At 63.0% G+C, this 22,218-nt stretch carries 20 protein-coding genes; 4 read left to right on the top strand and 16 right to left on the bottom strand.

The genetic code is table 11. From position 1 onward, the window contains the following. Positions 1 to 134 precede the first annotated feature (134 nt). The 4 genes from KF689_05320 (at position 135) to KF689_05305 (ending at position 5,024) form a co-directional block, all read left to right on the top strand. Positions 135 to 1,112 (top strand): NAD-dependent epimerase/dehydratase family protein, encoded by a 978-nt coding sequence (locus tag KF689_05320; GenBank protein MBX3132791.1) that lies wholly within the window; start codon positions 135 to 137, stop codon positions 1,110 to 1,112. Positions 1,113 to 1,418: 306 nt separating this feature from the next. Then, complete coding sequence (locus KF689_05315) at positions 1,419 to 2,573, top strand: hypothetical protein (protein MBX3132790.1); 1,155 nt, start codon at positions 1,419 to 1,421, stop codon at positions 2,571 to 2,573. Between the two features lie 34 nt (positions 2,574 to 2,607). Beyond that, entirely contained in the window at positions 2,608 to 3,696 is a 1,089-nt protein-coding gene (locus tag KF689_05310; GenBank protein MBX3132789.1) for a hypothetical protein, read from the top strand. Between the two features lie 356 nt (positions 3,697 to 4,052). Further along, positions 4,053 to 5,024 carry a hypothetical protein gene (locus KF689_05305; GenBank protein ID MBX3132788.1) on the top strand — a complete coding sequence of 324 codons (972 nt, stop codon included), beginning with the start codon at positions 4,053 to 4,055 and terminating at the stop codon, positions 5,022 to 5,024. A gap of 9 nt (positions 5,025 to 5,033) precedes the next feature. Here the strand turns inward: KF689_05305 and KF689_05300 are convergent, their stop codons facing one another. The 16 genes from KF689_05300 to KF689_05225 all read right to left on the bottom strand — a co-directional run bounded on the left by KF689_05300 (position 5,034) and on the right by KF689_05225 (position 22,213). Continuing rightward, complete coding sequence (locus KF689_05300; GenBank protein MBX3132787.1) at positions 5,034 to 6,770, bottom strand: heparinase II/III family protein; 1,737 nt, start codon at positions 6,768 to 6,770, stop codon at positions 5,034 to 5,036. A gap of 13 nt (positions 6,771 to 6,783) precedes the next feature. Further along, positions 6,784 to 7,626 (bottom strand): aldo/keto reductase, encoded by an 843-nt coding sequence (locus KF689_05295; GenBank protein ID MBX3132786.1) that lies wholly within the window; start codon positions 7,624 to 7,626, stop codon positions 6,784 to 6,786. A gap of 97 nt (positions 7,627 to 7,723) precedes the next feature. After that, the gene (locus KF689_05290) at positions 7,724 to 9,001 is read right to left on the bottom strand and encodes a Gfo/Idh/MocA family oxidoreductase (GenBank protein MBX3132785.1); all 1,278 of its coding nucleotides are present in this window, start codon (positions 8,999 to 9,001) and stop codon (positions 7,724 to 7,726) included. Between the two features lie 124 nt (positions 9,002 to 9,125). Next, positions 9,126 to 10,271: a glycosyltransferase gene (locus KF689_05285; GenBank protein ID MBX3132784.1), complete on the bottom strand. Its 1,146-nt coding sequence runs from the start codon at positions 10,269 to 10,271 to the stop codon at positions 9,126 to 9,128. Between the two features lie 55 nt (positions 10,272 to 10,326). Continuing rightward, complete coding sequence (locus tag KF689_05280) at positions 10,327 to 12,738, bottom strand: SLBB domain-containing protein (protein MBX3132783.1); 2,412 nt, start codon at positions 12,736 to 12,738, stop codon at positions 10,327 to 10,329. 4 nt (positions 12,739 to 12,742) lie between these two features. Beyond that, positions 12,743 to 13,513, bottom strand: a complete 771-nt coding sequence (locus KF689_05275; GenBank protein ID MBX3132782.1) for an SDR family oxidoreductase — start codon at positions 13,511 to 13,513, stop codon at positions 12,743 to 12,745. Continuing rightward, positions 13,510 to 14,091: an SIS domain-containing protein gene (locus tag KF689_05270; GenBank protein MBX3132781.1), complete on the bottom strand. Its 582-nt coding sequence runs from the start codon at positions 14,089 to 14,091 to the stop codon at positions 13,510 to 13,512. The genes KF689_05275 and KF689_05270 overlap by 4 nt, the downstream gene beginning before the upstream one ends. After that, positions 14,088 to 14,420 (bottom strand): hypothetical protein, encoded by a 333-nt coding sequence (locus KF689_05265; GenBank protein ID MBX3132780.1) that lies wholly within the window; start codon positions 14,418 to 14,420, stop codon positions 14,088 to 14,090. Before KF689_05265 ends, KF689_05270 begins: the two co-directional genes overlap by 4 nt. Positions 14,421 to 14,500: 80 nt before the next feature. Then, a complete protein-coding gene (locus KF689_05260; protein MBX3132779.1) occupies positions 14,501 to 14,914 on the bottom strand; it encodes a helix-turn-helix domain-containing protein in 414 nt (137 codons plus the stop codon). Beyond that, positions 14,914 to 15,237 (bottom strand): type II toxin-antitoxin system RelE/ParE family toxin, encoded by a 324-nt coding sequence (locus KF689_05255; GenBank protein MBX3132778.1) that lies wholly within the window; start codon positions 15,235 to 15,237, stop codon positions 14,914 to 14,916. The genes KF689_05260 and KF689_05255 overlap by 1 nt, the downstream gene beginning before the upstream one ends. Before the next feature lie 159 nt (positions 15,238 to 15,396). Further along, positions 15,397 to 16,629, bottom strand: a complete 1,233-nt coding sequence (locus tag KF689_05250; protein MBX3132777.1) for a type II toxin-antitoxin system HipA family toxin — start codon at positions 16,627 to 16,629, stop codon at positions 15,397 to 15,399. A 5-nt stretch (positions 16,630 to 16,634) separates the two neighbouring features. Further along, on the bottom strand, positions 16,635 to 16,910 hold the full coding sequence (locus tag KF689_05245; GenBank protein ID MBX3132776.1) for a helix-turn-helix transcriptional regulator: 276 nt from the start codon (positions 16,908 to 16,910) through the stop codon (positions 16,635 to 16,637). Between the two features lie 220 nt (positions 16,911 to 17,130). Next, positions 17,131 to 17,445 (bottom strand): HigA family addiction module antidote protein, encoded by a 315-nt coding sequence (locus tag KF689_05240; GenBank protein ID MBX3132775.1) that lies wholly within the window; start codon positions 17,443 to 17,445, stop codon positions 17,131 to 17,133. A 109-nt stretch (positions 17,446 to 17,554) separates the two neighbouring features. Continuing rightward, positions 17,555 to 18,388 carry an NYN domain-containing protein gene (locus tag KF689_05235; GenBank protein MBX3132774.1) on the bottom strand — a complete coding sequence of 278 codons (834 nt, stop codon included), beginning with the start codon at positions 18,386 to 18,388 and terminating at the stop codon, positions 17,555 to 17,557. 175 nt (positions 18,389 to 18,563) lie between these two features. Beyond that, positions 18,564 to 21,290: an alanine--tRNA ligase gene (alaS, locus tag KF689_05230; protein MBX3132773.1), complete on the bottom strand. Its 2,727-nt coding sequence runs from the start codon at positions 21,288 to 21,290 to the stop codon at positions 18,564 to 18,566. Positions 21,291 to 21,343: 53 nt separating this feature from the next. Further along, on the bottom strand, positions 21,344 to 22,213 hold the full coding sequence (locus KF689_05225) for a hypothetical protein (GenBank protein ID MBX3132772.1): 870 nt from the start codon (positions 22,211 to 22,213) through the stop codon (positions 21,344 to 21,346). Positions 22,214 to 22,218 lie beyond the last annotated feature (5 nt).

Here is a 22,218-nt window from a genome sequence, read left to right as displayed (position 1 = left end):
CAATCACCTTCGCGACTGCACACTCGCGTGCAATCAGAAATACGTCGCAGAGCTGCGAGGCTTCCACGCACAGCGCCCTTCAGGCCGCCTCGCTGCGCACGACAAGGTTCAGCATCCACTCATCGAGGTAGTGTGTGAGCGAAGAAGTTCGTCCTCCCGGAGCCATTCTCCTTACGGGTTCTGCGGGATTCATCGCCGGACATGTCACGCGCTTGCTGAACCAGCGGTTTCCTAATCGGCGCGTAGTCGGTCTCGACATCGCTGAAACACCTGCAAGCCGCTGCGCGGTAGCAGTGCGCGGGGATCTGCTCGACTGCGACATTGCAAGTGTAATCCGCGAGCAGGGTGTAACTCACATCGTCCACCTTGCAGCGCTGTGCAAGGAGCCGGGGTTTCCCTGGCGTGACTATTTCAGGGTGAATGCTCAGGGAACCGACAGGCTGATAGACGCAGCAAGCGATTGCGGCGTCCGGTCGATTGTATTCACAAGCACGATGATGGTGTTTGCCGCAGGACCGTCACGCCGCGCTGAGGATGACCTCTGCGACCCCGACACAGCGTACGGCATGAGTAAGCTCCTCGCGGAGCGCTCTCTGTTGCAGTGGCAGTCCAGCGCTCCGCGTCGACGACTAAGTATTATTCGCCCGGGAGTGGTGTTCGGCCCTGGCGACTACGGAAATATGACGCGCCTAGTTCATGCTGTTCGCCGCCGTTCCTTTGCGTTCATGGGCCGAAGCGACACGAAGAAAGGCTGTATTTACGTGACAGACCTCGCCGAACTCATTGTCAGTTCACTCGCGGCAGGCGAGAGCAGCGAGATTCTGCACGCGGTCTACCCAGAAGAAACGAGCATTCGCGATATCGTGCAGGCAATTGCGGACGCCTGGGGAATCCGAAGATCGCCTCCGACAGTTCCGTACGGCCTCGCGTTGGCTCTCGCGTCCATCGTCGCACTGTTCGACCCACTCGGCCGTCGTTTCGCAATCCACCCGCGGCGCATCCAGAAGCTCTACAACGACACCAACATCTCGACAAAGCGACTTGTGAGCCGAGGGTGGAAGCCGCAGTTCACGTTAGAAGACGCCTTCCGCGACTGGCGCGCGAGGCAGTGATGGAAACTGACGGCCATTGCACGCTTGCTGCAGCCTCCACACGAGTGTAGTGCGGCCCTGTATTGGGTGCGGCAACCGGTCTAATCTCAACTCCACATGTCCGCCAACGCGACTCCCTTCCCGTCAGAAGCTCGAGGCAGTGTCAGCCGCTGGCCTGAGGTCGGCATTCACTTGGACAGTGCTGATCGACTGCCCAATGGATTGGAGTTCGTAATTCTTCTCGCAGTTGTCTTCCCGTATGTGTCACCGCTGATCCGGTTTCCAGCAGAGGTCCAACCCTGGGCCCCCTTACTCGCTTGGGCCACCGTGACCTGGATGGCGATTACACGCATACGCACGCCGCGCATGCGCAGAGAGAACCTCGCGCTTGTCATCTTTGGGATCATCTTTCTGGTACACGTTAACCCGGCAATCAACGCCTCGCTGCTCTTTTACATTCGTAAGAGTGCGGCGTTTCTACTCGGAACCGGATTGGTGTTCCTCGGACAGCGAGTGCGCCCTCGCTCACTGGGCAAGGTGGTGCTCTTGGCCACTACTGTGTACGCGTTCTTCGCCGTGCTCCAATACATGTCGGAGCCAACTTTCTGGTCAATCGTATCACCACTCGTTCCCGTCCGCGACACAATTCGAGAGGATCGTGGTGCCGCCAGCTTAGCGCCAGAAGCGACCGACTTTGGCTTCACGGCCGTGTATCTCTTCCTCTTCGCGTTGCTGGTGCGCAGTTCTGACATTCGGGATTCCAAAGTAACGCGTCTCATGCCGCTCGCGGCCGGAACCGCGGTCGCTTGCGTCTTCCTATCGAAGTCCGGCTCTGGGGTGATTGCGCTAGCTACGGTCGCACTAACCATTTTCGTGGTCTACACAGGCAGCGCCCGACGGTCTCTGCTTTGGATTCTATTGGTTGGCGCCTGTCTTGTTGCGGCAGCGACCGCGTCGAACTTCCTCCAGAACAATCGGGGCGTGGCATTGTTGATGCTCGCATTGAGCGCGCCGGAACTCCTATTGCACACCACCTTCTCATATCGCTTCGTTCACAACCTGATCGGCGTGCTCGCCGTGATGGAGTCGAAAGGACTCGGCTTCGGCGCTGGCAGTTTCCTGACCGTTGGCCCGCAGCTTTACGCAGAGTACGGCCTAGCAGGGAAGTTGAATTTGCCGGCCTACTACGCGACTGCCATGGAGCGCACTCTTGCAACCAACCCATCGAGCGTCATTGCGCAGCTTCTTGTTGAGTATGGGATCCTCGGCGTCTCGGTCATGCTCATGCTCGCGCATCGGGTTGCAAAGAGTACGGTTCGTCTGAAATGGGCGTGCGCACTGATGCTCTTCTACACGTGGGCACAGAGCTTCCCCCTGGCGTACCCCCCATTCTGGCTCCTACTTGGCCTCGTCGGGAACCCGCTGTTCAGCACGCAGTCTCTGGTGCGTCAATCTGACGACAAGCAACGTCAATACGCTTAGATTTGCAGAACGCACGACACCCTTGGAGAAACGCGTGACAGAAACTGCTGGCACTGATGCGGTGCCTAGTTGGCACGATGCCGAGATCTCACTTGCCAATCTCGGCACCGTGATCATTCGCGGTCGCCGTACGATTCTGCGTGCGGCGCTCGGCCTGGCGGGACTGGTGCTGGTGGTCAGCATGGTTCTTCCTCGCACGTGGACCGCCAGAGCCACATTTATGCCGCAGGGCGATCAGCTTCAACTATCGTCGTCGCTGGCAAGCCTCGCAGGCCAGTTCGGTGTCAGCCTGGGGTCACCCTCTGCATCTGCGCCGGGGCCGCAGTTTTACGTGGAACTCGCGAAGTCCCGCGAGGTGCTTGGCTCCATTGCGGCTCGGCCATACTCCGTAGCTGACACGCTCGGTATCTTCTTCAACCGCACGCTCAGCGGCAGCCTGGCTGAACTCCTGCGGCTCGAGACTAGGAAGCCGCACCTGCAGAACTTTGCTGCTATGGAATGGCTGAAGCAGAAAGGCGTCTCGGCGTCCGCGAGTCTCGACGTTGGCGTGGTTAGACTCTCCGCGACGACGAAGTGGCCCGACCTGTCCCTAGCAATCATCAACGGCGTTCTGGAGGAAGTCTCGCGATTCAACCTCGAGACACGTCAGTCCGATGCGGCGGCGGAGCGCAAATTCGTGGGCGAGCGGATGTCGTCTGCCGAGGACGAACTCCGCAGCGCAGAGCGCGAACTGCAGCAGTTTCTTAGAAGCAATCGCACGTTCCAGGCCTCACCGGAACTCCTTTTCGAGCACGATAGGCTTCAACGAATCGTGCAGATGCGACAGGGCGTCTATACGGCGCTGGCACAATCGTTTGAGCAAGCGCGCATCACCGAGGTCAGGAACACTCCGGTCATTAGTCTCGTCGAAAGGCCAGCGGTCGACCCTGAACCCGACAACATCTATCTCCTTTTTCGTCTCATCGTAGCGCTCGTGGTCGGTGCAGCTGGCGGTCTTGGCTGGCTCGTTGTGCAAGTGCACATTCGGCAAGCTCTCAACAGCGGCACTTCGGACATTACCGAGTTCTTGAACGCGTGGCGAGAGGCTCGCAACCGTAGCCTTAATCGCACAGACGCTCCCTGAGCAGAACGACTCGGCACATCTAACCTGGTCGGGCACGCGCCAACACTTCCAGCTGGGTACTGTTGAACACTGGGCGTCCATCTTCGAACGCGACCGACTTGGCTCTTGGCAACCGCTTCCTAAAGTACCTAGTAGTACGCGCTACATCTCCGTTTGGCGTGCTTCTACAGTTCGCGTTTCTCGGTCGCGCTCTGGCACCCGAGCAGTTCGCGACTTTCTTATTGGCCTACAGTCTCGCAGCGATTTTCTCGCAAGCGGCAGATGGCGGCCAGCATGTTACGCTGTTTAGCGCGCTCCGAAGCGGACAGCTTCTTGACGCCCACGCGGTACGATCCCGAGTCGCAACCGCACTCTGGATGAAATTCGGCGCCAGCGTCGCCTGGGCCGTAGTCGTTCTACTCATCGGACTCGTTGTTCCCTCGCTGGACACTCGACTCGTCCTCATCGCACTTGCGCTTGGCGTTGCGATGCCAGTGGGAGATGTGTTCATGAACGTGCTCCGCGGATACTTTCAGGCGGAGACTGAGTTCTGGCTCATACTCACTGAGTACCTCACAGGCATCGTCGCCCTGTACCTATTTTCGCTCGTGCGCCCGCTAACGGCGACTTCGGCGATCATGCTGCTTATCGGTCTCGGCGTCCTGCGTACAATTGCCGCGTTCTTTCTCACGCGTCGCTTTGTGCGTCCCCACCCCAACACGCACCGCAAAGCTCCGCTAGACTTGGTGAAGTACGCACGAGAGGCAGTGCCAGTGACAATCGGGGCTTTGCTCGGCGTTGGCTTCTCGAGATTACCCTCACTAACACTTCATGGCAGAGTTGACGCTGTCGACTACTCCGTTCTTATCGCCTTCCTGTCGCTGTTTGGTCGCGGCGAGCTGGTGGTCTCAGCGATAATGCAGGCTGGTTTCCGCTCAGGACATACCACTTGGAAGCGACTTGCTCAACGACGACAGCTCCTTCTTGTCCTGTTTGCCTCTCTTGCGGTCCCTGTGGTTCTAGGAGCGATGGCGCTCCCGAAAAAGCTAACACTGCTATACCTTGGGCCAACGTACGCAGAGTCGGCACATCTTGTAATCGTCGCTGCCTTCGCGATGCTGATCTACTACCCTTTGTACGGGAACCGTCTGCTGCTCCAGTTCTCTGGCAGAAACAGGACCGTTATATCCGGCGGCGTCGTCGGCGGCATCACTTACTTTGTCGCATTTCTCGTTATTTCCTCAATGTCCTCTGCGTGGCAGCTCGCTCCGTACTTCGCAGGGCTCACCGCCTTCCTCTGCGTCTGCGCATCGACCCTACTACGAGAAGTCCGTGAAGAAGAGATCTGACACAGAATCCTAGACCACAGCTGCATTCTCAACGCATACGCTCCAGGTAGCTGAAGCATCCTCCGCACCGCTATACTCTGGTGCGATTATGAGGACTGTCGCGGGCCTGCTCTCCAAGTACCGACAAGCCCAATCTCCTTCCCGTGCATCGACAAGTGCCCCGGCCGCAACGTCTAGTCTGACCTGGACTCCATCCCGAGAAAATGATGCAGATCGCGGCGTCCAGTGCTGAAGCAGCCACTCACCTTGGATCGTCACGCTCAGTTGCGCACCCGCAGATCGCCGGCGCCACGAGTCGGCAACTCGGATACCTTCCGCTGATACGCGGAGTTCCCGACGCACAAGACCTTCTTGAAGCTCCAATGCTCCCGATGCCCGCGCATCTCGCTCGGAACACTCCACCTTACCGAGTTCTGCGATTGCCTGCCGACCCACCTTGAAGCATCCCCAATACTCGACAGGCTCGACGCCTTGCCAGCAAGGTCCGTTGTGACTCTGCGCTGCCCTTTCACGCGTACGACGCGCGCCCGTCGAGTACTGGTACGTACCGGGGTCCACGACGAAGCGGATGCCGAGAACATCGAGCTCGACAGAAAGGAAGTCCGCGTGCCCGTGAGCTGGATTCCAGCTCGGGCCAATGGGACCTGCGTCGAATAGCGCAAAGTAAGGGCCGTAGTCGAGGCGTACATATCCCGCATCCGGCAGCAGCTCACACTGACGAAGCGGGCGCGCCCGCAGAATGCGCACGGGACTCGGCACCTCGCCGCACCACGAATCGTTGAACAGCGCAATCTCACCGTCGGGGTGAGACATCGTCTGCCACGACCTCGAGGCCTTTGCGTACAGAGCGCTCGCGGTTGCTCTCGTCTCTTCCCTGAGAACCGTCGCGTTAGCGAATATCTTCAGAGCCATCACCGAAAGGCCCTGGTACATACTTGATCGCTCAATCTGCGTCCCGTCCGGCAAGATCGTGTCGCGCATGATACGCCGCACCTCCGCATCGACCTGCGCGCACAATCCCGCACCAGGACGATCTGAGAATTCGAAATAGAAGCAGAGGGCCGCGAGATTCCTCTCGACGTGGTTGTTGTTCAACTCGTGCTCAATATTCGCGAGCACAAACGCTGCGTTCCAGCGAAGGAACTCCGCGAGCTGACGCACCAGATCTGCCGACAAGGGATGCCGCGATATGCCGACAACCAGACTACTTAGAACCGCGAGCACCCGATGTGAGACACTGTATGGAAACCAGTAGGATGAAAAACAGCCTGGCTCATCAAACCGTGAGTGGAGCCGAAACGATTCGATGGCCCGCTGCACAGCCCAGTGATATTCCGGGCTTCCTGACGCGATCATTGGCGCCAGAAATCCCATATGCGCCAACTTCATGCGCCACAAGTGCAGGTCAGTTTCATCGGGAATCGTCTGGTGCCAGTCAATCCTTGAAACGTCTCCGAAGTCTACCGTACGACCAAATAGTGTGATGCGCCCCGCAGCACTGTAAGCGACATCGGCTGCATACTCATCCAAATAGAAGTCCGCGACTGACGCTGCGAGCTCTGACGGCTGCAATCGACTGAGTGGCGGAACTTTCTGAAGCGCGACCCTAGCGATGTGGCGCGCATAGATCGTAGGCGCAATCCGGCACAGTCGATTGCGCAGAGCGCGCTTCACCTGATAGGCCCACATGCGCGCAGAGAGCCGCGCCGCAGCTCTTCCTAGAATGAGCAGTCTTCGCAGCACCATCGGTTTCGCAAGCCTAGACGACTGCACCAACTGCCTCAGCAAGATGCTGCTGCTTGGAGGTACCCACTAGGCAGACGTCTGCACCGCCACTGCGGAGCACACCCTGAACGGCGCTTCTAAGGAACGCGGCGCGCGCAGGACCCGGAACACCGCCAATACCGTGCAACACCTCTCGCGCGACAACCACCTTGCCAGCAGCCTTTGCCCTCGCACACCAGCTCATGAATGCATCAACGGATCCGAAGAGCGGTGCCTGCACGATCCTCACCCGCGAATCACGGAGCGCCGCGTCAGCGGCGTCCGGAGTATCGACAGAGACGCCAACAATGCCAACGTCCCCTCGTTCCGCAGCCTTGGCGAGAACGGATACGGCTTCCCCACGCACGAGTACTTCCGTCGGAACGCTGTGGAGCATCACGACAGGAGGCCGCGATAGACCGAGACGCCGGAGCGACCCCGCCAGCGCGCGATTCAAATGCCCAGCATCAAAGGATGTCGGCAGTGCGTCCCCGCGCGCTGTCACTGCGAGAGAATCCGCAGTCGAGGACCGACGGACCGCCATCCGCATCAGTGGTTTTACTGGCCGCAGCACTCTTGCGGAGAGGGGCACCAGCTTCCCGACCTTCGTCATGACACTGACATCGTTTCTGCCGCGAAGCAAACGACCAAGCATTCGCTCAGAATCTCCCTGGCCATAGCTCGATGCGGTATCGAAGACCGTCACTCCGAGGTCCAGTGCCCGTCGGACCACGAGTTCGACTTCAGCTGGCGAGGCACCACGAACGGAGCCAAACTTCGAACATCCGAGTCCGAGCGACGAGAGCCGCAGGTCGTCGACGACTGTGTACTTAAGCACAACGACACCTCTGCGTTGAAGAACAGTTTATCGGCACCCCGGGATTGCACGACATCTGACAAGCCACTCGCGCACTCCTGCCACCACACACTGCGAATCACCGCACGATAGATCCCGGAATAGGTCCAATCGGCTGAAATGTCGTCGTCGGAGCCGCTGCAGTACCGCGAGTGCCTGCGCGACTTATCAGCAACGTCAGCTCATTAACGTGCATGATGAAACCTGAAGTCAGATAGCGTTCAGCACCCGTAGACAGTTCACGCACCATCTCCGCGATGCCAAGCATCTTGTCCTGCGCGTAGGCTTCGCGGCGCCGTACCCAATCCGCGGCGCGCTGAACGAAACCCGCCCGACGCGAATAGTTGCTCTCAACGGCATGCGACTTCCAATGCCGCACTAGCGGGAGCCGTGACCCGCCAATTCCGAACAGGCGCCCCAAAGCCGGCCGTTCCCGCAGAGAGCGAAACTTGCGCGCAGTTAGACTGCGCTTTGTGTACTTCTCCAAGTACACGTCGGCCTGATAGCGCCGATAACTGTCAGATGAGAGCTCTCCCTTCTCGCCGATTACACGCATCCTGTGATCGCGAGGAGCCACCACACTGCATGTGATGCGTGCGGAGGCGCCGTTCGCGAACGTAAGACACGCGACCGAGAAGTCCGGAGTCCCTACCTTACCAGGGAGCGACTTGGTCTTGTCGTCAATCAACTCGTTTGAGTACGCGACAACGGAAACAGCCGGACCTAACAGAGCGCAAATCCACGACACGTGATAGCCCACGTGCTCAAATGTGCATCCAGCAAGGATCTCTTCGCGAAGCGGCCACGACGCTCCCGACGGGCTCCTAACGCTCTCAAAGTCCATCAGATGAATCGGATTGTCATCCAGCTCCGCGTACACAAGCAGTGGCTTCCCAATCTCCCCCTGCTCAACGGCGTTAAAGATTGTTCGCACCGTATCGCTGTACAGATTGCAGGGAGCGGAATACAGCTTTGCTCCTGTCACCTTCTCGATTGCAAATAGCTCGCGCGTCTCCTCCACACTCGTCGTCACCGGCTTCTCCGAGTAGACATGCTTACCGGCCAAGAGCGCCTGACGAGAGACCGCAAAGTGAGACGAGATGTTCGTTAGATTGACAACAACAGCGACGTTAGAATCCTGTAGCAGCTCTTCATACGAGCTATACGACCTCAGCCCGTAGTAATCGCAGACAGCACGAAGACGATTCGCATCGATGTCGAACACGCCACACACCTCGAGTTCTGGGTGCGCGCGCAATGTACGCATATAGATATCGAAGACGTATCCGCAACCAACAAATGCAAGCTTCACGATACCACTTCCCCCATACTGGGTGCTTTGGATCAATGACCGCACTCAAGGGACTCAACCGACGAGTCGCACAAGCGCGGCGCCAACGACAGGCATCGAGCAATGGCCACGTGCAAAGAGGCGAAGGGCTTCAGCGCGCAACGCCGCGCCGGTGCCTCGAATAAGCCCGTTAGCTCCGTTGTGGTTTCCACTGCACTACACGCTCGCCCCGCACGGCACTGAACACCCCGTGCGCCATTGCTGTGACTGCGAGTGTGCCGAAGAGTCCCATGCTCAGCACCCGTGGGACGCCACTCTGATCGCGCAGGAGAGTACCTAATGCGACCCATCCAGCGAACATTGCTGGGGTTACGGCAATCAGATTCCATGGATATGCGGAGGTAACCTGCAACGCGGCCACGACTAGCAACGTTAGCAACGGCACAGCGATTGTCCAACGCATTAGCCGATGCGATATGAACGCGAAGCTCGCCAAGGGGGTGCGAAATGGATTGTACAACCCTGGAACGACAACTGAGGAGCGAATGCACCGATTCACGATTCGCCTCCTTCGAGCGTACTGCTGCCGCCAATCGAGGAAGAACTCCTCGTTCGCCACAGCCAACGACTCGTATGCGACCAGTCTCCCGCGCGACTGGATCAGCAATGGAATCGTGAAGTCGTCAATCAAGTCGCCTCGAATCGTGGGAACGTCCGCTGCTCGGACTGCGTAGATCGCGCCTTCCGCACCTACCGACACTCCGATGCGACTCTCCATCTCTCGCAGCTTGTTCTCGACACCGCGATAAGCTTTCTCGCCGGTCTTGGATTGGTATCTTAGCTCGCCTGCCACACAGCCAACGCGCTCATCGGCAAAGTTCGCCACCAAACGTGCCACGGCATCCGGCGCGAAAATGCTGTTCGCATCTGAAATCACGATGACGTCGGATGAGTGTCGCACGCGCTCGATACCGTCCATGAGCGCGGCGGTCTTGCCTCGGCTGCCAGCGAACGGCAAGATGTCGAGCCTCTCGCCGTTCAGAGATTTCAGCTCGTTCGCGAGCTCAACCGTCCTGTCCGTGGAACCGTCCGAGACTAGTAGCACGCGAAGTCGATCCGCCGGATACTCGCTAGCCAGCGCGTTTCGGAGCTTCTGAAGAACCGATGCTTCTTCGTTCCGCGCGGTCACGATCAAAGTGACCTTCGGCATGTACAACGAATCTGCGCGCACCTCAACCGGCCGCATCCGACCAGCTATGGAGACGATGATCGGATAGATGAAAACGCAGTATGAAATCCAGCCAATCGAACCTAGCGCAAGCGACAGTTCGATCATTGCGTGGGCGGGCGAGTGTTGCCCATAAGCACGCCGGTAATATCCACAGCACCGCTCATCGGTTCATGATGACAATGATCGTCGCCGTGCTAGCAAGAATCTGCGCTAGAGACGCAAGGAACGCGGTTGTGTTCAACGGCTCCGCGTCCGGCTTCACGCCGACAGTAATCAGAGCGCCTGGCTGCACCTCCGGATCCACTCGGAACAGCAGCAACTGCCTGCGCCTGACGTCTGCTGAACCATTGGCATAGCGAATGCTCACCCTTGACCGGTCAGCACTCCGAGAGTATCCCCCCGCCACGCGGATGTAGTAGCTGAGTCGGGCGCCGGGACGGAACTGCACCGAAACGGGATCGATGACTCCGCCTCGAACCTTCACGACAACGTTGTATTCCGGGACTCGGACAACATCGCCCGGCTTCAGGATCGGGTCGCTCCGGCCACCTGGCTCCCTGAGAGCAGCCTCGAGATTCAAGTCCACTGCTCCCGCGTCCTCTGCGGCGCGCACAAGCTGCGCACCGCGCGCATACGCGGTAGGTGACAACCCACCGGCGCGCCGAATGACCGAACTCAGCCGCTCAGTCTTGCTGAGAAGCGAGAACGTCCCAGGAAAAACCACTTCGCCTTCGACCAGCACGGTGCGCTGCAACTCAAACTCAGGCTGCCGAAATACCGTCACGCGGTCAAACGGTTCGAGCACGATTTCGGTCGCACCAGCAGCGCGCGCCGGTGGCCCCGGAAGGAATCGAAAACTTGTGCCCTTCGGCTCAAACAGATACGTCGAATCCAACGGAAACCGATAAATGCGCGCGAGCTGACCACTATTGCGGTTGAGAGGGAGACGTGCAACTTCAACTGTGTCGAGCAACGCGCCATCCAGCAGGCCACCGGCCATCAATATTAAGTCGCGAACTGTCATCCCCTCGGTGTACTCGAACGTACCCGGAGCGTCAACGAGGCCGCTTATATGGACGGTTCGATTCTGACGCAGATTTTCCCGGCCAAAGATGGTCACGACATCATACTCTTCGAGCACGACATCATTGGGCCATGGCTGAGTTGAGTCGGCAGGCACGCCAATGCGGATCAAGTAGCGCGTTGAGTCCGCCTGATTGAGTCGCTCTATGTGCGCCATGTCTGCGAGGACGGCCGGCTTCACTCCCCCCGCGAGCTTTACGACTTCACTAATCCGGAGACCGGGCCGCCATCCAAACGTGCCGGGTTGATACACCGCCCCCTTCAACTCCACGATAGCCCGACGGCTTGTAGAAACTTCGAAGACGTGGACTTCGTCTCCCGGTGCAATCGGAACAGCCGGCGCGCGCCCGCCGGCTACCTGCTCAACGGGAACATCAAGAATGACACGATCAGGTGCTCCAGGTACGCGCCGGTCCGCCGGCAAAATTCGCGAAATTGAAATCCTTCGGAGTGCGGCCTCCGGTGAGAATCCGCCCGCTGCGTCAACCAAGTCGGTGAGAGTCTGCTCACTGGCGAGTTCATAGATCGCCGGGCGGATGACGGCGCCTTGAAGCGCCGCTCGGACGCCGTGGACGGGCACAAATACCACATCCCCCATCTCAAGCATGAGATCTGACTTGGTGTCGCCGCGCAACAGGTAATCATACAGATCAAACACCGCGATAGTGCGGCCCTGCCGCTCAACCCGCACCTGACGCATACTGCCGCGTTCGGTGGGACCACCAGCCGCGTAAAGGGCGTTTAGGACGGTGGCTACAGAGGCCAGCTGATACGCGCCAGGCTGAACGACTTCTCCGATGACAAAGACTTGGTTGGTGCGGAGCCGCGCAAGCGTCAGGTCGAACTGCGTGCTCCCGGTGCGAATGCCAGAGTAAGCAGCTCCAAGACGTGTCCTGAGCGTCTGCTTGACCTGTGCCATCGTCATACTTGATACGTAGATCTGCCCAACCTGAGGAATGAGGACGAAGCCGTCTCGAGTCACCTCGAGATTGTGCACGAGTTCGACGTCCCCCGAGACCACAAGAACCATCAGGTCACCGGCACCGAGACGGTAAGAATCGGGAACCGGGCCTGCTAAGAGCGGTTGAAACTGAGACGAACGTGCACGAAACACGTCAAGACCGAAGATCTTGACCCCATCGACCACCCCGTCGTCGCGCGGCCTGGGTCGTGACTCTAGTCCGCTTTCGACTGGCACGTCAGTCACGCCTTGGGCTCGTACTGCCTCAGGGCTGAGCTTCGAGAGCGCGTCCAATATGTCCTGTGAGGGCGCTGGCGCGGCACCGCCGACAGACCCTAGGTAGCCGTCGAGTAGCGTGCGCGAGTATCCGGCACTCGCAAGTCGATCTCGAATCTGATCGGGCGTCAAACCAGACGCCTGAATCCGCGAGCGAATCTGCTCACCAGTCGGCGCCTGTCCGTAAGAGCGCAACGGCAGTACGGTTAGTAGCGCCGCCACGCACACCGTGAGAATCCGATTCAGCTTCATCGCACTATCCACAGAGCACCGCCCCACCATTGACGTTCACGATTTCACCGACCAGATGCCGCGCCCCCGGCGCACACAACGCCACCGCCGCCCACGCCACATCTGTCGGACTCGCCACTCGACCATTCGGAATCCCCGCTTCAATGCGGGCCTTCCCACCATCCGCATACGGCACCGCACACATCTCCGTATCCACCCACCCCGGCGCCACGCAGTTCACCGTCATCCCACGCCGCGCCAGCTCAATCGCTTGCGACTTGACGAACGAAATCATCGCCCCCTTCGTCGCCGCATAGTCCGCGTGTCCCGCTTCCCCACGCTGCCCCGCCGTACTCGAGATGTGCACGATCCGCCCGCCATCCCCCAACACGCGCGCAGCCGCTCTCGAAACGAAGAACATCGCATCCAGGTTCTCCCGCATCGTCCGATGCCAGCGCTCGTCGCTCATCTCCTGCACCGGAACGTCCTCCACCGGCCAGATCCCCGCCGAGTGGATCACGATGTCCACCCCGCCAAACGCCGAGACGGCCGCGGCGATGAGCGAATCCGCGCCTGCGGCCGTCCCCAAGTCGCTAGAATGTGCCACCGATCGCACCCCGAGGCCAGTGAGCTTTGTCACCATCGCTCGGGCGTCTGCCGCCCGCGACCGGTAACCCAAGCACACGTCCGCCCCACACTCGGCCAGCAGCTCGGAACAGGCCCCGCCAATCCCCCGCGAGCCGCCCGTCACCACCGCCCGCTTGCCCTTCAGCGAGAACATCGCCGGCACGCTCATCCCGCCACCTCGGCGTCCACCGCATCGCAGATGGCGTGCTGGATCGCGAGGTGCAACTCCTGCGCCCGGTCGGTCCGCGTGGTAGGCACGATCAGCGTCAGGTCGGCCATCCCCTTCACCTTGCCACCGTCCTTGGCGGTCAGGGCCACGGTCTTCATCCCGAGGGCTCGCGCGGACTCTATTGCGCGTAAACAATTGGGCGAGTTGCCACTGGTCGTGTGCACGAAGAGCAGGTCCCCTGCCCGCCCCAGCGCCTCGACCTGACGGCTGAAGACCTCGTCGAAGCCGAAGTCATTCCCGGCCGCGGTAAGTGCGCTAGTGTCGGTGGTCAGGGCCACCGCCCGCAGCGCCTTCCGCTCCCGCAGGTAGCGGATGGTGTACTCGGTGGCGATGTGCTGCGCGTCGGCCGCCGAGCCGCCGTTGCCGCAGAAGAACAAGGTTCCGCCGGCCGCCAGGCACTCCCGCGTCCACTGCGTGGCCTGGGCGATCTGCGGCCCCAGCGCCTCGGCCGTGCGCGCGGCCGTCGCGGCCAGGTCCTGCAGGTGCTGCGCGGCGGACTGCACCGTGTGCTTGCTCACCGGGCGAGCTCCGCGATGCGGCGCATCGCCGATTCCGCGCGCTCGGGCAGCGTGCCGGGCTCGGCTGCGGCGGCCTCGAAGGCCCAGGTCACGCAGGTGTCCGCAGCGAGCAGGTCGAGGGCCACCGCCCGCCCGGCCTCGCCGTCCTTGAGTACGGCGGCTAGGAGCGTCTCTCCGGCCTTGAGCAGCGACTCGGCTACCGAGGACTCCCCGGCGGCCGAGGCATCGGCGGCGAGGATGTCCTGGACCCGGGCGATCAGCGCCGGCGGGGCGTCGCCCGAGTGCGCGGCGACCCACGCGGCGGCGGGTGAGGGCGTGGAAACGGTCATTTTGGAAAGATACGCGCAGGGCGTGTTGGAACGCGACGGCTGCTCTGGGATCGGCGTGCTCGGTCGGGAGCCGCCGCGCCCTACGGGGCCTGACCGCTTCGCGCACGGCCCCTACGGGCGCGGCGACTCCCTCCCTGCCCCACCACCTGCCCCGCCTTCTTCACCCGCCCCGCCTTCTTCACCTGCCCCACCTTCGCGACGTCCAACACGGCTTCCGGATGCGCGGCGGCTACCCGTAGCAGGACCCGGGCCGGGCCCTCGGGCTGGCGCCGGCCCTGCTCCCAGTTCTGCAGCGTCCCGACGCTGATGCCGAGGAGGGCGGCGAACTTCCGCTGGCTGAGGCCGAAATGCTGACGAAGGGCAGCCACGTCACGAACATCGCGGCTCAAGATCTCCTCGCTCGACGTGATGCGAGCGGGCTTTAGGCGGCCTGCCTCAATCTCCTTCATCTCCCGAATACTCTGCAGGAGTTCCTCGAACATCTCCTTCCGCATCAGTCCCCCTCGTCCTCGGCGGACAGGTAGGCGCGAATGTCGCGCAGCTCGGCCAACGTCAGGTCTTCCCGTTCGTTCTTGGCGTAGATGTAGAGCAAGTACAGTCGCCCCGCGTCAGTGCGGACGTAGTAAATCACACGAGCGCCACCGCGCTTGCCTCTGCCGGAGAGCGCCCAGCGTAGCTTCCGCAGCCCGTGAGTCCCGGGAATCAGAACTCCGGCAAGCGGCCGACGCACCAGAGCGGACTCCAGCAGCCGGAACTCCTCGTCCGAGAGCAAGTCGTGCGCGCGTCGCGAGAACGCCGCAGTCTCGATGATGTGCACGTAACGTACCGAGTGGAGTGGTATACGTCAATGGCGTACCGCTCCGCGGAGGACACAAGAGCACTACGTGTCCGCGGCGAGGCTGACGCATCATCGGCCTCCAACTCCAGATCGCCTGTACCATCGAGTTGCGGGGCTCATCCGCTTCGCGCACGGCCCCTACGGGCGCGGCGACTCCCTCCCTCCGAGCGATCGCCCCACCTCACGCCGCACCTGCGCGGGTACCGCGCTGGCCTCGGCGAACTCCTCCCACCGCGCGAGGGCCGCCTGCGCTTCCTCCAGCACCGCGCGGACCTGGGAGCGATCGAAGCCCGCCCGCAGGCCCACGCGCTCGACGTGCGCGGCGGTGGGCCGTACGGACTCCCCGTCGCAGGACATCGCGTGGTACCCGCCGCCGACGCTCGGCGTCAGGTCGTACGCCGGCGCCAGCCGCCAGCGGCCGTCGGGCGACATCACGAACGAGATGTTCTTGATGTGGTCGTCGCGATTGCCCGCCAGCACGTTGAACGCGGCGAGCCGCAGCGCCTGCTCCACCTGCGCAAAGTCGCGCGTCAGGCGACGCGTCGTGTCGAGCAGGGTGTCGTAGTCCACCAGATCCACCCGGAAGTCCAGCTCGAGCAGCGCCGCAAAGCTCTGCACGTGCAGCCGCCCATCCCCGCTGCGGTCGAAGCGATCGAGCACCAGCGCCGCCTCGCCGCCGGGCAACGCGACCAGCTCCTGCCGCGGCACCTGCAGTCCGGCAGCGGCGGCCATCTGGAGGTACGCCGCCTCCACCGGCACCTGCGTCGCGGGATCCAGCGCGGCGCGGAACTTCACGAGTACGGGCCGGAAGCCCTCGGCCAGAGGCAGGCTGGCGTCGCGCACGCGCCCATCCGCGTGCAGCGCGACCGCCACCTTGGGCCGTACGCCGCCCGACGCACCGGCGGCGCGCCGTAGCGCGTCGGGCAGCTCGTCGATGTCGCCGGCATCTACCCGCGCGGCCTCGGCGGAGAGTTCGGCCAGCGACGGCAGTTCCGCTGGCTCCCCCCACAGCGCGTCGGCTGGCCGGTAGCACAGCGCCCCCATCCCGCGATCGCCCACGGCGGCGAGCAGTTGCAGCGGCGTCACGCGGCGCGGGTCGCGCCCGCCGCGACGCAGCGCCTGGTGCAGCACCTTGAGCCCGAATCCGTCGGGGATGGCATCGCCGAACAGTCCGCGCAGCCGGTGCCAATGCCGAGGCCCTGGCCCGACCACGCCGGCGCGCAGCGGGAGCGTCAGCGGTGAGAGCTCGATGCCCTCGCCGAGGAAGTCAGGATCGAACTCAAAGTGCGGGCCGGTGCCCACGTCGCGCAGCCGTCCCACGCGCCGCGGGGACGGCCCGTCTGCGAGCAGGACGTGGAGTTGCTCGTCCACCGGGCTCAGCGCCCCCGCTGGCGGCGCGGGGCCGGCGGCGCGAGTTCGTCGAGCGAGCGCGGTGCCGGGGCCACCACGAACAGCCGCTCGAGCTCGGCGTCGACCCCGAGGGCGACCGCGAGGCGCACAAGGCGTGCGAGCGAGATCTGCCCGCTGCGCTCGAAGGCGCGCAGCGTCTCGGGGGCTACGGCGGCGCGCTCGGCGAGCGTGCGGCGCGACCAGCCCAAGGCGAGGCGTCGCGCTCGCAGGCGTTCGGCGATGCGCTGAGGGAGCGTATTCAATGAAGTGTCCATATGTGGTAAATATACACCACTTATGGTGCTTTGAACAGTCTTACTGGTATTTTTATACCGGTTATTGCTGTCATCCGGTTGGCGCAGAGCGGGAGCGTCCTACGGGGCCTGACCGCTTCGCGCACGGCCCCTTCGGACGCTCCCGCCCCGCGCCTCTAGCACGCAGAAGACGCGACTACGGCGCGCAACTCCGCGGTGGCCGAGCGATTCAGGCGACGCGCAGCCGACGGATCCTCGTGCCTGACCGCTTGAGCGCCCTGCCCGCATCCCACAGATCCACGTTGCGCTGCAGGTTGAGCCAGAAGTCCGGCGTTGTCCCGAAAAGCGCACTCAAGCGCAGGGCCATCTCGGGGCTCAGCGCCCGGCGCTCGCGCAGGAGCTCGTTGATCGACTGCCGCGACACACCCGCAGCCGCAGCGAGCCCAGCCACCGTGAGGCCGTACTGGGGCACGAAATCCTCACGCAAAATTTCGCCAGGGTGAATTGGCCGAGCCTCGCGGGCCTTGGTATTCGCGATTGCCATAGCACCTCCTCCTGATAGCGATTGTAACGCGTCACGTGACGCGCGGCAAGTAGCGTACGGCCGAGAGCTTGATGGAGAGGCGAGGAGCGGGAGCGCCCGGGACAGAGCACTAGCCTGGGCCCGTCACCCGGCGCTCGCAGAACGAGATGAAGCGAATGCGGAGGTCTTTCTTCTCTCTTGGCTCCAAGTCGCGGGACAGCACCCTGCGCGCGCGGGCGAGGAGCTTCGCATCGACCTCGCGCGGAATCTGGGCGGCCGCCTTGTACCCCGAGACAATGAGAGGCAGCAGCTCACGCGAAAGCTCAAGCGCCGTCTCGCGAATGACTGCGTCGTAGGGGTGTCCCGTGCTTCCCTGTGGCGCGACGACCCCCGAAGGGACTGGAGTCGCGTGCTTCGCTTGAGCGTCGCGTGGCACGTACGCGAGAAACGCGGCCACATCGCTTGCCGTCCACTCGTGGCACGTATCCGCTTCCTGCAGGAGAAACTGCGATTGATTTCCGCGACTCGGTTCAATACCAAGAAGGTGCACACGAACTCCGAACTCTTGCGCCTGTTGCACTCCGACTCGCAGATCCTCGTCCCCCGACACGAGAACGGCATCGGCCATCCCCCGGTTGCGTGCGAGACTGATCATGTCGGTCACAATCAACGAATCCACTCCCTTCTGCTCTCCCGCGCGATTCACGAAGCCAAGGCGAACCTTGACTGAGGGAAGGTGCGCCAGCGCGGTGTGTTGAGCAGTGGGGCCGACTGACGTGCCGTCGTACCAGTAAATCCGAAGTAGCGGCAGCGCCGCCGTCGATTCGGCAAACGCCGTCAGGGCCTGCAGGGCAGCGACAGCGTGCAGTCGGAGGTCTCCACGAGGCTGCTTCTGGCCACTGAGAAGGACGGAGCCCTGAGCAAATACGTAACCGGCATCGACAAACACGGCAACACGATCCATAGACCCTCCAGGGGCAAAAAATAAGGGAGCCCCCGCAGGGGCTCCCTAAATAGACCGCTCCATTAAATACTATTCGGAGCGGCACCCGAATACTACGAACATCTGCCGACCACGTCAACACCTCTGCACCGCGGCTGGTGGCGGAACATTCCGGCGTTCCCGCTCCGCGCCGACCTCACGCACCAGAGCCGAGCAAACTCCGCAGCTCGGCAGCGGCCAACGCCAACACGTCGCCACCGCGACCGTCCGGCACCCCAGCCTGGGCCATATGCTCCTTGCCGCCGCCCTTGATGCCGGCTTTGGCGCCTAGCGCCTTCACGATGGCCCCCGCAGAGAGCCCGCGTGCCCGCAGGTCGTCAGTGATCACCACGACCAGGCCGAGCTTCCCGTCCTCAAACTCGCCGAGCAGCGCAGCTGCGCCTGAGCCGAGCCCTTCGCGCGCCACGTCGCCGAGCGCCTGCAGGTCCTTCATCGTCGGCACCTTCACCGGCTTGGCCACCAGCTTCACGCCGCCCACAATCTCCGCGCCGCCCAGCAGGTCCTGCTGCGCCCCGCCGCCCTTGAGCGCCTCGTCGAGCCGCTTCTCGAGCGTCTTCTTCTCGGCCAGCAGGCTATCGAGCTTCTTCCCGATCACGTCCGCCGAGAGTGCGTTGACCTTGAGACGCTCGGCGAGCCCAGCCAGCGTCTGCTCACGCTCGCGCAGCAGCGCGAAGGCCCCACGGCCGGTGAGCGCCTCGATGCGACGCACGCCGGCGGCCACGCCGCTTTCGCTCACGATGCGGAAGAGGCCGATGGTCCCCGTGTTCTTCACGTGCGTGCCGCCGCAGAGCTCGGTGCTGAGCCCCGGAATCTCCACCACGCGCACCACGTCGCCGTACTTCTCGCCGAAGAGCGCCATCGCGCCGCCGGCAATCGCCTCCTGATATGTCTTCTCGGCGATGCGCAGCTCCACGTTGGCCCAGATGCCGTCGTTCACCATCTGCTCGATCATCGCCAACTGCTCGGCGCCGATGGGACCGTGGTGCGTAAAGTCGAAGCGCAGGCGGTCCGGCGCCACGAGCGAGCCGGCTTGGTGCACGTGCTCGCCGAGTACGTGGCGGAGGGCGGCGTGCAGGAGATGCGTCGCGGTGTGATTGCGCTCGGTGTCGCGGCGCAGGTCCGCCGGCACCGTCGCCGTCGCCAGCCCGAAGCGCACCGTCCCCGAGGGCAATCCGATCGCCGCCACCTTGCCGTCGATCTTGCGCACCTCAGTCACGTCCACCGACCAGTTCTCGCCACGGATCTCTCCGCGGTCCGAGACCTGCCCACCCGACTCGGCGTAGAACGGCGACTCAGCAAGCATCACCGCCACCTGCCCGTCGTCCAGCTCCTTGATGCCCACGACAGCGGTGGAGACGGAAGTGGCCGTATAGCCCACAAACCGCCCAGCGGAAGTCGTTTGCATCCGTCCTCCGTCATCCGTCCAGCTAGCTAGGTCGCCCAGTTCATCCGCCGCCACGGACAGCTTGCGCGATTTCCGCTCCTCCTGGCTCTGCTTCCGCTGCGCACCCAGCGCTGCCTCGAAGCCAGCGACGTCCACCAGATAACCACGCTCGCGGGCCATCAGCTCGGTGAGGTCCACCGGGAAGCCGAATGTATCGTAGAGCTTGAAAACGTCCTCTCCTGCGATGGTACCGCGAATCGCCGAACTGCCCTGCGTGCTGCCCTTGGGCGCCAACTGCTCGAAGCGGTCGAGGCCACCTTCGATGGTGGCGAGGAATCGCTCTTCCTCGGCGCGCGTGGTGTCGAGGATGTGCTTCTTGCGCGAGGCGAGCTCGGGGAAGTGCTCCTGCATCATTTCCAACAGCGTCTCGACCACGAGCACCAGCGTGGGTTCGCGGCGGCCGAGCAGCCAGGCGTGGCGCACGGCGCGGCGGAGGATGCGGCGCAGCACGTAGCCGCGGCCTTCGTTGCTCGGGAACACACCGTCGGCGAGCAGGAAGCTCACCGCACGCGCGTGGTCTGCGAGCACGCGGTACGACGCCGAGTTCTCGTTGCTGTAGGCGTAGGGCGTGCCTGTGATCTCGGCCACGCGCTTGAGCAGCGGCGTGAAGAGATCGGTGTGGTAGTTGTTCGCGACGCCCTGCATCACGGCGGCGATGCGCTCGAGGCCGGCGCCGGTGTCGACGCTGGGCTTCGGCAGCGGGATGAGCGTGCCATCCGCCTGCCGGTCGAACTGCATAAACACGAGGTTCCAGATCTCGAGGAAGCGCCCTGCCTCGGCGCCTTCGACGAAGGCGTCCTGCGAGAAGTCCGTGCGCTTGCGGTCGGTCCATTCGCCGCTGGCGCCTGCGGGGAACTCGAAGTCCTTCGCCAAGTGGGCGAGGTCGACGTAGATCTCCGAGCAGGGGCCGCAGGGGCCGGTGTCGGCCATCTGCCAGAAGTTGTCCTTCTCGCCGAGCCCGTAGACGCGGCTGGCGTCGATGCCGGTCTCCTTCACCCAGAGCTGGCGGGCTTCGTCGTCGTCCTTGTAGACCGTGACGCGGATGTGCGCCTGCGGGATCTTCAGCTCCTCGGTGACGAACTCCCAGGCGAAGCGAATCGCATCGCGTTTGAAGTAGTCGCCGAAGGAGAAGTTCCCCAGCATCTCGAAGAAGGTGTGGTGGCGCGCAGTGTGGCCCACCTGCTCGAGGTCGTTGTGCTTGCCGCCGGCGCGGACGCACTTCTGGCTCGTGGTCGCGCGGCGGTTGCCCTCGGGGGGCTGCTCCTGGCCGAGGAAGACCTTCTTGAACTGGACCATCCCCGCGTTGGTGAACAGCAGGGTGGGGTCGTCGGCGGGGACGAGGGAGGAGCTGGGGCGGACGGCGTGGGCTTGCCGCTCGAAGTAGGAGAGGAAGCGGCGGCGGATTTCGGCGGCGTGCATATCCTTGAATGATAAGGCCTTAGCGGCCGCCGTCACAACGCCCGGAGGGCGCGTCAGCCGCCGGTGCGCACGCCGATTGCCCAAGCTTCGCTGCCCGCAGCGACTTCGAATGCGGCCGCGAAGACCAGCGAGGCCGGGATGATGGTCGCTTCGAACAACTCGGCGTTGTACTCGCTGCCGTTGGCGCGCACACGCACACCGTGGCCCGTGGGTACCAGCACCAGCGGCCCGTGGTTGTCGCGCTTGCCCGGGTGAGCGAGGTCGATCGCGCGGAAGATGCCGGCGGAGAGGCGCGTGACGCGGAGGTCTGCGCCGTCAAAGCACGGTTGGCTGGCGACTTCGGCGCGCAGGACGTGATCCGGGCGCGCCGAGATGTTCACGCCGGGGTCCGTCCCGATACCGCTGGCGGGCAGCACCTGCACCGCAGCGTCGCCGGTGCCGATGTCGAGCGCACGCACACCCTTGCCGACGGAGTACAGGATGCCGTCGGGCAGCGCGAGCGCGTCGCCTGCCGCCACGCTGTGGGTTTGCATCGACTCGATGAGGCGGCCGGACTTGGCGGCGGCGAGCAGCGCGTCGCTGGAGCGTGCGCCGGTCCATCCCGCCGCGACCGTGCTCCCCTGCGTTGCGGCGGTGATGGCGAGCACGCGGGCCGATTGATGGTCGCGCGGCACCGCCCGCACCGTGTCTCCCCGCTCGCCCGCGCGCAGGTACACCGACACCGGGAACCGCTCGTCTGTTGTGCCGGTGAGTTCGCGCACGCGCGTAGCGAGCAGATCGCGAAGATCCAGGCCGGCTCCCCAGCCGGTGCGGATGCGCAGCGAACCGTGCGGCGCGTTGGCGCAGAGGACGGCGCCCTCCGGGGCTAGCGTGAATGGACCGATCCGGGAGTCGCTGCCGAGTGAGTTTGAGTGCGAGGCCATAGTAG

This window comes from Gemmatimonadaceae bacterium (assembly GCA_019637355.1).
In the GTDB taxonomy this organism is placed as follows: domain Bacteria; phylum Gemmatimonadota; class Gemmatimonadetes; order Gemmatimonadales; family Gemmatimonadaceae; genus Pseudogemmatithrix.
Note: the sequence above shows the minus strand (reverse complement) of the source record. Positions and strands in the feature narration are given on the sequence as shown.